8 protein-coding genes are annotated in these 13345 nt (G+C 70.6%); 4 read left to right on the plus strand and 4 right to left on the minus strand.

Features of this window, described 5'->3' with window-relative positions:
- Nucleotides 1-72 precede the first annotated feature (72 nt).
- Nucleotides 73-384, plus strand: coding sequence for a hypothetical protein (locus KLK06_RS13070; protein ID WP_214635687.1), 312 nt, complete (start codon nt 73-75; stop codon nt 382-384).
- A 22-nt stretch (nt 385-406) separates the two neighbouring features.
- On the opposite strand, the gene KLK06_RS13075 is transcribed toward KLK06_RS13070, so the two are convergent.
- Nucleotides 407-970 carry a thioredoxin family protein gene (locus tag KLK06_RS13075; RefSeq protein WP_214635688.1) on the minus strand — a complete coding sequence of 188 codons (564 nt, stop codon included), beginning with the start codon at nt 968-970 and terminating at the stop codon, nt 407-409.
- Between the two features lie 84 nt (nt 971-1054).
- Between KLK06_RS13075 and KLK06_RS13080 the strand changes: the two genes are divergently transcribed.
- Entirely contained in the window at nt 1055-1432 is a 378-nt protein-coding gene (locus tag KLK06_RS13080; RefSeq protein ID WP_214635689.1) for a VOC family protein, read from the plus strand.
- Nucleotides 1433-1481: 49 nt separating this feature from the next.
- Here the strand turns inward: KLK06_RS13080 and KLK06_RS13085 are convergent, their stop codons facing one another.
- Both KLK06_RS13085 and KLK06_RS13090 read right to left on the minus strand, forming a co-directional pair.
- Entirely contained in the window at nt 1482-4529 is a 3048-nt protein-coding gene (locus tag KLK06_RS13085; RefSeq protein WP_308168221.1) for a glycoside hydrolase family 3 N-terminal domain-containing protein, read from the minus strand.
- A gap of 108 nt (nt 4530-4637) precedes the next feature.
- Nucleotides 4638-7181: a DNA topoisomerase (ATP-hydrolyzing) subunit A gene (locus tag KLK06_RS13090; RefSeq protein ID WP_214635690.1), complete on the minus strand. Its 2544-nt coding sequence runs from the start codon at nt 7179-7181 to the stop codon at nt 4638-4640.
- 125 nt (nt 7182-7306) lie between these two features.
- Between KLK06_RS13090 and KLK06_RS13095 the strand changes: the two genes are divergently transcribed.
- On the plus strand, nt 7307-8122 hold the full coding sequence (locus KLK06_RS13095) for a TauD/TfdA family dioxygenase (RefSeq protein WP_214635691.1): 816 nt from the start codon (nt 7307-7309) through the stop codon (nt 8120-8122).
- A 309-nt stretch (nt 8123-8431) separates the two neighbouring features.
- Complete coding sequence (locus KLK06_RS13100; protein WP_250905352.1) at nt 8432-10519, plus strand: RecQ family ATP-dependent DNA helicase; 2088 nt, start codon at nt 8432-8434, stop codon at nt 10517-10519.
- On the opposite strand, the gene KLK06_RS13105 is transcribed toward KLK06_RS13100, so the two are convergent.
- A complete protein-coding gene (locus tag KLK06_RS13105) occupies nt 10512-13274 on the minus strand; it encodes an ABC transporter substrate-binding protein (protein ID WP_214635692.1) in 2763 nt (920 codons plus the stop codon). The genes KLK06_RS13100 and KLK06_RS13105 overlap by 8 nt on opposite strands.
- Between the last annotated feature and the right edge of the window lie 71 nt (nt 13275-13345).

Genomic DNA, 13345 nt, shown 5'->3' on the forward strand with positions numbered 1-13345 from the left:
ATGATGTCGTAGCCCACCGTATGAACGCCCTATGTGTGAACACAGTCCAGAACGTGATCGAAGAAGGTTGTCGTGAGTAGGTCCGAATCGCTCGCCGCGTACCTGCGTACCCATGCCCGGCGCCGCCTCGACCGTGTGGAGACCCGAGACGACGGCCGCAACGCGAAGTGCGCGCTGGCGCTCCTCGACGCGGCCGCCTACGCGAGCGGGCTCCCCGACGACGACCCGCTCCTCACGCTGCTCGACCAGGCCGGCTGCTTCGGTCCGCTGGGCTGCGACGACTTCGACCCCGGAGAGGCCGGCTATCGGCTGATCCGGGGCTGGCAGGGCGAGCCCCACGAACTCCTGCTCGCCCTGCCGGCCGCCATCGCCACCTCAGCCTGACCGCCCGACCGCCTTGCCACCGTCAGACGGGGGCGTTGCCCGGCTTCCACTTGATGCCGCAGCCGAGCGACGGGTTCTGCTCCTCGCTCACCGGCTCGCCCGCCAGCAGGGCGTCGATCGCCGCGCGCAGCGAGGAGCCCGTCACCGGTACGGAGTTACCGGGCCGGGCGTCGTCGAACTCACCGCGGTAGGCCAGCCGGAACGCGCCGTCGTACAGGAAGAAATCGGGCGTGCACGCCGCCCGGTACGCCTTGGCGGTCTCCTGCGTGTCGTCGAGCAGATAGGGGAACGTGAAGTTCGCGCGCCTCGCCTGTTCGGCCAGGTGCGTCGGGTCGTCGTCGGGGTAGTTCACGCTGTCGTTGCTGCAGATGGCGACCATCGACAGCCTGGATCCGTAGTCGGTGGCCAGGACGCCGAGGCCCTGCTCGATGTGGCGCACATAGGGGCAGTGGTTGGACAGAAACGCCACGAGAATGGCGGGCGAGTCCTTGAGATCCGCAAGGGAGACGCTGCCGCCGTTGATGGCGGTCAGGTGGAAATCGGGCGCTGGGGAACCGAGGGGGACCATGAAGGAGTTGGCAGCCATGGCATCTATTGTCGCCTGTACCTCACCGTGGGAACGGTTTCGTGTTGGTGGGGGGTAGTTAAAGGGATTTCCGGAGGTAGGTAGATGAACGGCATCGCAGAGTTCCGCACGACGGTCCTCGACTGCGCCAACCCGATGGAGCTGGCTGGGTTCTACTCGCGGCTGCTCGGCTGGCCCATCCTGGAGGGGTCCGACGAGGAGTGGGCCGTTGTCAGCAAGGGCGGCGCGCCCGCACGGCTGGCCTTCCAGCAGGTCGCCGACTACCGGCCGCCGGTCTGGCCCAGTGCGGAGCGTCCCCAGCAGGCGCACATTGACGTGACGGTCGGCGACATGGACAAGGCCGAGGCCGCGGTCCTGGAGATCGGCGCCACCAAGCACGAGCACCAGCCGAGCGAGGACGACTCCTTCCGCGTCTTCCTCGACCCGGAAGGCCACCCGTTCTGCCTCTGCCGGGACAACTGACGGCGGATTCCGGCTCCTGGCGCGCCGACACCAGGAGCCGGTCCGTGTCTCAGCGAGCCGCCTGCGTCAGCAGGTCCACCGCCTTCCGTACGTCGCCGGCCGCCAGTTCGTGGTCGGCCGACGCCTGCAGGTCGGGCCGCCTGCCGGTGGCCTGGGCTATGTCCCTGGCCACCGAGACGACGGCGTCGTCCTGGGCGTAGGCGTCCGTGGTCGAACGGTCGAGCAGCGCGGCCGCCGTGCCGAGCGCTCCCAGCACGACGCGGGTGTTCCGCACCGAGCCGTCGGCGTTCCAGTTGTTGTCCAGCAGCGCCACCAGCAGCGCCGCCGAAGCCGCCCTGGAGGCCCCGTCACCGCCGCCGAGCCGGTCGTGGGCCGCCTTGAGCCGGTCGCGGGCCCGGTCGGTGCGCAGGCCCCAGCCGTACGGGTAGAGCGGGTCGTAGCTCGCGTCGCCCACGTTGATCGGCACCTGCTCCGCCGTACGGAACCAGGTGAACGGCAGCCGCCCGGTGTACGGCACGGCCCCGAACAGCGAGTCGGCCACCCCGGCGCCCTCGGTGCCCGGCAGCCACGACGCCACCAGCGCCTTGACCTTCGACAGGTCGCCCATCAGCAGCGGGCGGCCGGAGACGACCAGCACGGCGCACTTCATCGCCGCGCACACCCGGTCGATCGCCGCCCGGTCGGCGGCCGACAGGTCGAGCGTGTGCCCGTTGACGCCCACGTCGCCCATGCCCTCGGCGTACGGCTTCTCGCCCACCACCACGACACCCACGTCATGCCCGGTCAGCGGCGCGGAGGCGTCGGCCGAGTAGGTGACGGAGGCCGCCCGGCCGCGGATCGCCGACAGGATCGTGGTGCCCTGGGTGATGGGCCCGGACGAGCCCTGCCAGGTGATCGTCCAGCCGCCGGTCTGGTTGCCGATGTCGTCGGCGTTGGACCCGGCGACGTACACCTTGGCGTCGCGGCGCAGCGGCAGCAGCCGGTCCTCGTTCTTCAGCAGCACCTGGGACTTCGCGGCGGCCGTGCGGGCCACCGCGCGGTGCGCGGCCGAGCCGACGTCGCCGATGCCGGAACGGTCGGCGTACGGGTGCTCGAACAGGCCGAGCCGGAACTTCTGCGTCAGGATCCTGGCGACCGCGTCGTCGATCCGCGCCGTGGGCACCCGTCCGGCCGCGATCTCGTCCTTGAGCGTGCTGGTGAACAGCGGGTACGCGTACGGCACCATGATCATGTCGAGCCCGGCGTTGATCGAGGTGCGCACGTCGCTCGGGTAGTCGCCGGGGATCTGGTCGATCGCCTGCCAGTCACTGATCACGAAGCCCTTGAAGCCGAGCCGGCCCTTGAGCACGTCGGTGATCAGCTCCTTGTGCGCGTGCATCTTGAGCGGCCCGTCGCCGAAGTCGACGCTGGAGAACGACGGCATGACGCTGCCCACGCCGCGCTTGACCGCCTCGGCGAAGGGCGCCAGGTGGATGGCCGCGAGCTGTTCCCTGGTGAGCTGGGTGACGCCTTGGTCGATCTTGTAGTTGCCGGTCGAGGAGCCGTACGTGGTGCCGCCGTCGCCGACGTAGTGCTTGGCCGTGGCCAGCACTCCGTTGTCCTGCAGCCCGTCGATGATCGTGGTCATCCGCGACACCAGCGCCGGGTCCTCGCCGAACGACTCGTACGCGCGGCCCCACCGGTCGTCACGCGACACGCACAGGCACGGCGCGAAGTCCCACGGGACGCCCGTGGCCTTGACCTCCTTCGCCGTGACCTTGCCCGCCTGCTCGACCAGCGCGGCGTCGCGGGTGGCGCCCAGGCCGGCGTTGTGCGGGAAGATCGTCGCGCCGACCACGTTGTTGTGCCCGTGGACCGCGTCGACGCCGTAGATGAGCGGGATCTGCAGCCGCGTCTGCTGGGCGCGCAACTGGAAGCCGTCGATCATGTCGGCCCACGCCTTCGGCGTGTTCGACGGCGGGGTGGAGCCGCCGCCCGACAGCAGCGAGCCGAGCAGGTAGGTGGCGATGTCGTTCGGCGAGCCGAGCGCGAGGCGTTCGGCCTGCGTCATCTGGCCGACCTTCTCCGCGGTGCTCATCCGGCCGAGCAGGTCGGCGACCCGCTGCTTGACGGGCTTACGGGCGTCGAGGTACGGCAGGCCGTGCGCGTTGATCACGATGGCCGGGGCCTCTGCCGGGGGTCTGGTGCCGGTGCCGGACAGCTCGATCGGGATGGTCTCGGCCACCTCGGCCGTGCCGTCGCCCAGCGTCTTGACCGTGAACGCCTTGGCCGAGCCGGAGGCGGTGCCCGCGGGGAAGGTCAGCGTGCCCTCGACCGGCGTGTAGTCCTGGCCGGGTGTGGCCGTGCCGGTGCCGGTGCGGTAGCCGACGGCCAGGTCGGCGGGGAGCGGGCCGCCGGTGGCCGTGGTGACCGAGACGCGTACCTCGGCCGTGCCCTTCTCGTTCACCGGGTAGACCGGCTTGTCCGTGGCCAGCCGTACCGGCCGGGGCGGGGCCGTGCCGTACACCTGCACGTCGTCCCAGAACAGCGTGCCCGAGGCGGCGGGGAGCCGCATCGAGTAGCCCCACATGGCGACCAGGTCGAGCTCGCCGTCGGTGGGGGCGCCGCCCGGCTGGTAGTCGGCGCGGCGGGTGAAGCCGGAGAACGGCACCTGCACCTGCCGCCACCCGGCCGTGTCGTCGGTGAAGGACGACTCGAACAGCTCGGCGCTGCCCGCTCCGCCACCGCCGTCCTTGATCTCGAAGAAGATCTTCTGCCCGGATCCGGTGCCGTTGACCCAGAAGGAGAAGCCTTCATAGGCGGACCAGTCTTGAGCCGTCGTCAGGTCGTGGGACCAGCCGCCCCACTGGCTCACGTTGTAGACCGCCTTGAGCACCCGGTTGGTCGCGGGGGCGCCGGGCCGGGTCGCGTCGGGCTCGACGGCCAGGGTCGGGGTCGAGGCGCTGTCGTTGCCCCAGGCGGAGACGCCGGCGGGCAGGGTCGCGGCCTCGAAGTCGGTGACGGTCAGCGGTTCGGCGGCGGCCTGGGCCGCAGGCGCGGTGACCAGAGCGGCTACCAGGGCCAGCGCCGCCCATAGCGGGGTCCTTAATCGGAACACGGTTCCTCCCAAGAGCAGAGAGAGCGCTCTCTCCTAGAGGGGATCGTGTCACGGGAGCGTTTTATGACAACCCCGCCCGGCCCTTTCGGGGGGCCGGGCGGGTGCACATTAGAACAGCGGCGTCTCCTCCTCCGGCTGAGCCGGAGCGCCGGAGTCGGTGGAGTCGTTCTGGTCGGACGAGTCGGCCGGGCCGGCGGCCAGGGCGCCGCCGACGGCGCCGATGGTGTTGGTGAGGCGGACGCCCGACCCGTCGCGGCGCCCGATCTCGTCCGGCAGCGGCACCGGCTTGCCCACCGAGGACACCGCCTTGGCCGGCGCGGGCCCCGCCCAGGCCAGCAGCAGCACGTCTTCGCCCTTGAGGAAGCGCTGGGCCCGGACCCCGCCGGTGGCCCGCCCCTTGGCGGGGTATTCGGCGTAGTCCGACACCTTGCCGCCCCCGACCTGAGTCCCCGGCAGGGCGGTGGACGAGCCCGCCACCGTCACCACCTGGGACGGCCGCGCCGGATCGACCACGCCGAACCAGACCACCCGGGCCGCGTCGTCGAGCCGGATGCCGGCCATGCCGCCCGCCGGACGTCCCTGTGGGCGTACCTGAGAGGCGGGGAAGCGCAGCAACTGCGCGTCGGAGGAGATGAAGACCAGGTCGTGCTCCTCGGATTCGAGCTCCACGGCGCCCACCACGCTGTCGCCCTCCTTGAGGGTGATCACCTCGAAGTCGTCGCGGTTGGCCGGATAGTCGGGCACCACCCGCTTGACCACGCCCTGCAGGGTGCCCACGGCCAGGCCGGGGCCGTCGGGGTCGAGCGAGCCGAGCCCGACGACCGTCTCGTCCGGCTCGAGCGCGACGAACTCGGAGACGGGATGGCCGCCCGACAACGACGGCGGGTTCGCGGAGGGTGGCAGCGTCGGCAGATCGACCACCGCGACGCGGATCAACCGGCCCGCCGACGTCACCACGCCGACCTCGCCCCTGACGGTGGTGCGGACCACGGAGACCAGCACGTCGTGCGCGGCGCGCTCGTCGCCGCCCGACAGCGGCGAGGCGTCGGAGGTGCGCGCCAGCAGCCCGGTGGAGGAGAGCATCGCCAGGCACGGGTCGTCGGCCACCTGCAGGTCCACCACCGCCGCCGCCGTGCGGGTCGCGCCCGACGCCTCCAGCAGGACGGTCCGGCGCGGCGTGCCGTACTTCTTGGCCACGTCGGCCAGCTCGCCCGAGACCACCTGGCGCAGGCGGGCCTCCGACGACAGGATCCCGGACAGCTCGGCGATCTCTTCGCTCAGCGTCTGCTTCTCGCGGTCGAGCTCCAGCTTGTCGAAGCGGGTCAGGCGGCGCAGCGGCGTGTCGAGGATGTAGGCGGCCTGGATGTCGCTCAGGTCGAAGACCTCCATCAACCGGGCGCGCGCCTGCGCCGAGTCGTCGGAGGTGCGGATGACCTGGATGACCTCGTCGATGTTGAGCAGCGCGATGATGAGGCCGTCGACCAGGTGCAGGCGCTCCTCGCGCTTGCGGCGGCGGAACTCCGAGCGCCGGCGCACGACCTCGAGCCGGTGGTTGACGTAGACGCTCAGCAGCTCACGCAGGCCCAGCGTGCGCGGCTCGCCGTCGACGAGCGCCACGTTGTTGATGCCGAAGGTCTCCTCCATCGGCGTCAGCCGGTAGAGCTCCTCGAGCACGGCCTCGGGGATGAAGCCGTTCTTGATCTCGATGACCAGGTGCAGGCCCTTGTGCCGGTCGGTGAGGTCCTTGAGGTCGGCGATGCCCTGCAGCTTCTTGCTGGTGACCAGCTCTTTGATCTTGGCGACGACCCGCTCGGGGCCGACGTTGTAGGGCAGCTCGGTGACGACGAGACCCTTGCGGCGCGGAGTGATCTGGTCGACCCTGCACTTGGCGCGCATGCGGAACGTGCCGCGGCCGCTCTCATAGGCGTCGCGGATGCCCTGCAGGCCGATGATCGAGCCGCCCGTGGGCAGGTCGGGGCCGGGCACGTAGCGCATGAGCTCGTCGAGCGTCGCGTCGGGCTTCTTGATCAGGTGGCGGGCGGCGGCCACGACCTCGGCGAGGTTGTGCGGCGCCATGTTGGTGGCCATGCCGACCGCGATGCCGGTCGTGCCGTTGACCAGCAGGTTGGGGAAAGCCGACGGCATGACCGTGGGCTCGGTCTCCTGCCCGTCGTAGTTGGGCTTGAAGTCGACCGTGTCCTCGTCGAGCGACTCGACCATCAGCATGGCCGCGGGGGCCAGTCTGGCCTCGGTGTAACGCATGGCGGCCGGCGAGTCGTCCGGGGAGCCGAAGTTGCCGTGGCCGTCGACCAGGGGCAGGCGCATCGAGAACGGCTGCGCCAGCCGGACGAGGGCGTCGTAGATCGCGCCGTCGCCGTGCGGGTGGAGCTTGCCCATCACATCGCCGACGACCCGGGAGGACTTGACGTGGCCGCGCTCAGGACGCAGACCCATCTCGCTCATCGAGTAGAGGATGCGCCGCTGCACGGGCTTGAGACCGTCGCGCGCGTCGGGCAGCGCACGCTGATAGATCACCGAGTAGGCGTACTCGAGATAGCTTGCGCGCATTTCCGAGGAGACGTCGATGTCGACGATCCGCTCCTCGAAGTCCTCGGGTGGGGGTGCAGTCGTACGTCGGGCCATGTCGAACATTGTGCCGAAGAAAGTTGAGTGCCCGCGACGCATCGGGGGCGCCGGTCGGAACAAGTGTGCTTGACCAAGCAATTGCTTGGGCGTTACGTTCGGAAATAAGCGGCACACACGCTTCCGGAGGCGTCATGATCGAATTCCATCCCGTGACCAAGCACATCGGCGCCGAAGTGACAGGTGTAGACCTGCGCAAGCCGCTGTCCCAGGAACAGGTCGAGACCCTGCGGGCCGGCTGGCTCAAGTACCTCGTGCTGTTCTTCCGGGACACGGAACTCGACGACGAGCAGCACCTGCAGTTCGCCCTGAACTTCGGCACGCTCAACCACCCGGCGTTCAAGAAGGACAGCGCCAGCCCGATCCACGTGCTCGACCAGACCGACCCCAAGGGCGAGGGCGGCGACGAGTGGCACAGCGACAACACCTTCGAGCCGACGCCGCCGATGGGGTCGCTGCTGCGCTGCGTCCAGTTGCCGAGCGTGGGCGGCGACACGTGCTGGGCCAACACCTACCTGGCCTACGAGACGCTCTCACCGTCGATCCAGCGGCTCTGCGACGAGCTCACGGCGGTGCACGACATCACGATGTCGATGAAGAAGGCCATCTCCAAGGGGCATCCGTTCGACCTGGCGGAGGTCCAGGCGAAGTGGCCGCCGCTCGAACGTCCCGTCGTGCGCGTACACCCCGAGACCGGACGCAAGGCGCTGTTCGTGAACCGCGCGTCGACGACCCGGCTGGTCGGGCTGACCGACCGGGAGAACGAGGCGCTGCTGCCCCTGCTGATCGACCACATCCGGTCGCCCGAGTATCAGCTCCGGCTCCGCTGGCGGCCGGGCACGCTGGCGTTCTGGGACAACCGCCCCACGCAGCACTACGCGGTCGCCGACTACACCGAGCGCCGCCGCATGCACCGCGTCACGATCAACGCCTTCCCGGAACACCAATAGATTCGTTTCCGTTACGGACCCGCCGCACGTGGCTGAGGGCCTCCAGGAAACGGCCGCTGAACCCGGCGTTGGGGCAGGCGACACTCGTGGCCGCTGGCCGAGCCGCTGGCCGCCACCGGCCGAGAATGCGCACGTAACGGCGTCCGACCCCGCGCGGGTTCAGCGGCCGTTTTCCTGGAGGCCACCCGCCATGTGCGGCGGGTGGCGGTGGGTGCGGCTGTGCCGTAACAGAAAGAAGAGGTTTGCCCGCAGAGCCCCGTGCGGTGCCGTTGGCGCCAAACGTCGGTGGGAGGTGGTAACAAGGACCACATGATTGACGCCCCCGATTCGGCGATGTTGCGTGAAGAGGCTGAGGCTCGGCTGCGAGCGCTGGCCGGTGACCACGCTCGGCTGCGTGATGACCAGTGGGCCGCCATCGAGGCGCTGGTCGTGGACCGGAGCCGGGTGCTCGTCGTCCAGCGCACCGGCTGGGGCAAGTCGGCCGTCTACTTCGTGGCCACCGCCCTGCTGCGTCAGCTCGACGAGGGGCCCACCGTCATCGTCTCGCCGCTGCTCGCCCTGATGCGCAACCAGATCGCCGCCGCCGAGCGGGCCGGGATCCGGGCCGTCACCATCAACTCGGCCAATCCCGAGGCGTGGGAGGAGATCTACGCGCAGGTGGCCGAGGGGCAGGTCGACGTGCTGCTGGTCAGCCCCGAGCGGCTCAACAACCCCGACTTCCGCGACAACGTGCTGCCCGAGCTCGCCGAGAGCGCGGGCCTGGTCGTGGTCGACGAGGCCCACTGCATCTCCGACTGGGGGCACGACTTCCGGCCCGACTACCGCAGGCTCGCCACGCTCTTCAACGAGCTGCCTCCCGGCATTCCGGTGCTCGCCACCACCGCCACCGCCAACGCGCGGGTGACGCGTGACGTGGCCGAGCAGATGGGCGAGGGCACGCTGGTCCTGCGCGGGCCGCTGGAGCGGGAGAGCCTGCACCTGAGCGTCGTGCGGCTGCCGACGGCCGAGCAGCGGCTGGCGTGGCTGTCCCAGGCGCTGCGGGAGCTGCCCGGCTCCGGGATCATCTACACGCTGACCGTGGCCGCCGCCCACGAGATCGCCGGATATCTGCGCGACCAGGGCTATGAGGTGGCCGCCTACTCCGGGCAGACCGATCCCGCCGAGCGGCTGGCCGCCGAGGAGGCGCTGCTCAACAACAAGATCAAGGCGCTGGTGGCGACGAGCGCGCTCGGGATGGGGTTCGACAAGCCCGATCTCGGGTTCGTCGTCCATGTGGGGGCGCCGCAGTCGCCCGTCGCCTACTACCAGCAGGTCGGCCGGGCGGGGCGCGGGGTCGAGCGGGCCGAGGTGATCCTGCTGCCCGGCACCGAAGACCGTGATATCTGGGCTTATTTCACCTCGCTGGCGTTCCCGCCCGAGCCGGTGGTGCGGGCCACGCTCCAGGCACTCGAAGAGCGCGGCGTGCTGTCCACCCCGGCGCTCGAGACGGCCGTCGACCTCAGCCGGGGGCGGCTGGAGATGATGCTCAAGGTCCTCGACGTCGACGGCGCCGTACGCAGGGTCAAGGGCGGCTGGGAGGCGACCGGCCGGCCGTGGGACTACGACGCCGAGCGCTATGCCCGCATCGCCGGCGAGCGCAAGGCCGAGCAGGAGGCCATGCTGGGCTACCTGACCACGACCGAGTGCCGCGAACGCTACCTGCGCGGCCACCTCGACGACGAGACGGCGGGCCCCTGCGGCAGGTGCGACAACTGCACCGGCGACCACCGCTCGCCGGAGATCGCCGAGCAGGCCGTGGCGGGCGCCCGCGAGCGGCTGACCAGGCCCGGCGTCGAGGTCGACGCCCGCAGGCAGTGGCCGACCGGCCTGTCCGACCTGTCCGGCCGGATCAAGCCGGAGCTCGGCGCCGAGCCGGGGCGGGTGCTCGGGCGGCTCACCGACATCGGCTGGGGCAACCGGCTGCGCGAGCTGTTCAACGGCGCCGACGGGCCGATGGCCGACGACATGTTCAAGGCCGTGATCCAGGTGCTGTCCGCCTGGGACTGGCGGGAGCGGCCCATCGCCGTGGTCAACGTGCCGTCCGCGTCGCGGCCGCTGCTCGTGCGCGGCTTCGCCGAGCGGCTCGCGCAGGTCGGACGGCTGACCTACCTGGGCGAGCTCGGCTACCGCGACGGCTCGCCGGGCAAGCAGTTCAACAGCGCCAAGCGGGTTCAGGCGGTCAGGGCGACGCTGGCCATGCCGAAGGACGTCGGCGCCGCCATCGCGGCGTGCGGTGGTCCGGTCCTGCTGATCGACGACCGCATCGACACCGGCTGGACGATGACGCTCGCCACCGCCCTCGTACGGCACGCGGGCGCCCCCGCCGTGCTGCCGCTGGCCCTGGCGACGGTCAGCTGACGCCCATCGTCAGCAGGTCATAGCCGGCGTAGACCGGGTTGACCCACACGTTGGTCGCCTTCTTGCCGCGTACGAGCAGCGTGCGATCCCAGGAGAGCGGCACCAGCAGGGCCTCGTCGGCGAGCTTCTGCTCGACCTCGCTCCAGCGCTGGGCGCGTGTGGTGGCGTCGGGTTCCTGCCTGGCCGTGTCGATGAGGGCGTCGAGCGCGGACAGGCGGACGTTCACGTTGATCGAGTGGCCCTTCTCCAGGATCTCCCTGCTGTCCGCGAGCGGGGTGACGAACGACTCCACGTCCGGCCAGTCGGGCACCCACGCCCTGGCGATCAGGCCGACGTTCGCCTGCTTGAGGTATTCGGGATTGCCGCCGTACTTCGCGTGGAAGTCCACGAGCGGGAAGCCCCGGATCTGGATCTTGATGCCGACCTTGGCCAGGGACGCCTGCACGGCCTGCGCGGCGGCGGACTCGCCGAAGGTGTCGCGGTAGATGTAGGTGGTGGTGAACCCGCCGGGCTTGCCGCAGGCGTTGAGTGACTCCTTGGCCGCGTCCCCGTCGCCGGACGGCGTGAGGTCCGGCAGGAGCGCGTGCGTGCCGGGGATCAACGGCGGCACGAGCGAGTTGGGTATCTGGCCGCCCTGGTTCAGCCCTCCGACGAAGGCCAGGTTGATCGTCGTCAGGTCCAGGGCGCGGATCACGGCGCGGCGACAGTCGACCTTGTCGAACGGCGGGACCTGCGGGTTGATCGCCAGATAGTGGATCTTGGTGCCGACCGGGGCGTCGGCGCGGTTCTTGACCGCCGGGCTGCCGTAGACGTTGGCCGAGTCCAGGTCCGCGATCGGCGAGCCGACTTCCGAGTCGCCGTTCAGCAGCTTGGTGCGCGCGTCGGCCGCGGGCAGCTCGTACTGGAGCTCGTACCGGTCGGGGAGGGCCTTGCGGTTCGGGTCGGTCGCGGGATCCCAGCTCGGGTTGCGTACCAGGACGATCTTGGTGTCGGTCGCGCTGTCGAACATGTACGGTCCCGACGAGGTCACCGCGTACCGGTACTTGTCGTGGGTGTCCTTGGCCCGCGGCACGGGGACGGTCTCGGGCAACTGGACGATGGTGTCGAAGGCGCCGTACGGCTTCTTGAGGTGGAACACGATCGTGCGGTCGTCCGGCGTCTGGATGGCCGAGTCCGTGTTCGCGTTGGGTGACTTGTACGGTCCCTCGTAGCCGGTGGGCAGGTCGAGCATGGTGTCGAAATAGGTGGGACCGTTGTCGAAGGCGTCGTCCATGCTCCGCAGCACCGCGTACTTCACGTCCGCCGAGGTGACCGGCGTGCCGTCCTGGAACTTCACGCCGTTACGCAGCCGGTAGGTCCACGTCCTGCCGCCGTCGTTCGCCTGCCCCAGAGACTCGGCCAGGTCGGGAACGAGTTCGGTGCCCGCCTTGCCGGGGACCGGCTTGAACATCGTCAGCGACCGGCCGTAGAGGCGGATGGCGTTCATCACGTCGGGATAGTAGGTGTTGCCCGGATCGGTGGAGTCCAGGCTGTAGGCCGAGGTCAGGCGGAGGGTGCCGCCGGTCTTGGTGGACGGGTTCGCGACCGCCGTGACCGCGGCGTCGAAGCCGGTGGGCGCCGTGGTGGCCGGGTCTGTCGGCCCCACTCCCGGTCCCGTCAGGGAGATGACGCGGGGGATCAGCCACACCCCGAGGCCCACCATGAGCGCCGTGGCCACCGCCGCCACCGACACCAGCACACCGCGCCGCCGGGCGCCCGGCGCGGTCACGGGCGTGACGCCGCCGGGGTCCGTCCCCGAGGGTCGCCGGTACGGCGAAGGCGCCTGCGGCCCGGACTCCCAGCGAGGCCCCGCCGGTGAGCCGGCCTGCGGGTAGACCGCGCCGGGTGCCGAGGGCTGCGGGTAGACCGAGCCGGGTGCCGGGGGCTGTGGGTGGGCCGAGCCGGGTGGTGCGGTCTGCGGGTACGCCGCGACCGGTGGTGGTGGGGCGCTCGACCGGATGAGCTCGCCCAGCACCTGCTCCGCCGTGGGCCGTCGCCGGGGATCCTTGCCCAGCGCGGTCCACAGCAGCGCCCTGAGCGGCTCCGGCACCCCCGACAGGTCCGGATCCATGCTCAGGATCCGGTGCATCACCACAGGAAGCGCCCCGAACCCGAACGCGCTGTGCCCCGTGGCCGCGTACACCATCGTCCCCGCCCACGCGAACACGTCGCTGGCCGGAGACGGCTCGCCGTGGAACTGCTCCGGCGCCATGTACGCGGGCGTGCCCACCACGCTGGTCGTCAGGCTCTGGCTGACGTCCAGCGCCCGCGCGATGCCGAAGTCGATCACCCGGGGCCCGTCGGGAGCCAGCAGCACGTTGCTCGGCTTGAAGTCGCGGTGCATCACCCCGGCCCGGTGGATGGCGGCCAGCGCGGTGGCGGTCGCGATGGCCAGCCGTACCAGCGCCTGGTCCCGCAGCGGGCCCTCCCCGGACACCTGGCGCTGGAGGGACGGGCCGTCCACGTACTCGCCGACGATGTACGGCTGGTCGTTGACGGCGCCCACTTCGAGCACCCGCGCCGTGCAGAACTCGGCCACCCGCCGAGCGGCCTCAGCCTCGCGGCGGAAGCGTCGTACGGCCTGCTCGTCGTCGGCGAACCTGGCGTGCAGCAGCTTGATCGCCACCCGCTCGCCGGTCGGTGAGGTGCCCAGATAGACGCTGCCCTGGCCACCCTCGCCGAGGAACCCGATGACCTTGTAGGAACCAACCGACACAGGGTCGCCTGGCCGTAACGGACGCACGCCCAGCATCCGGCTCCTTATCGTCCTTTTTCGGGACTCCTACG

It is taken from the genome of Nonomuraea sp. NEAU-A123, from assembly GCF_018603905.1.
Lineage (GTDB): Bacteria > Actinomycetota > Actinomycetes > Streptosporangiales > Streptosporangiaceae > Nonomuraea.

Coding starts and splice junctions, on each gene's coding strand:
- KLK06_RS13075 (WP_214635688.1), bottom strand. CDS start 970: ATGGCTGCCAACTCCTTCATGGTCCCCCTCGGTTCCCCAGCGCCCGAT.
- KLK06_RS13080 (WP_214635689.1), top strand. CDS start 1,055: ATGAACGGCATCGCAGAGTTCCGCACGACGGTCCTCGACTGCGCCAAC.
- KLK06_RS13090 (WP_214635690.1), bottom strand. CDS start 7,181: ATGTTCGACATGGCCCGACGTACGACTGCACCCCCACCCGAGGACTTC.
- KLK06_RS13095 (WP_214635691.1), top strand. CDS start 7,307: ATGATCGAATTCCATCCCGTGACCAAGCACATCGGCGCCGAAGTGACA.
- KLK06_RS13100 (WP_250905352.1), top strand. CDS start 8,432: ATGATTGACGCCCCCGATTCGGCGATGTTGCGTGAAGAGGCTGAGGCT.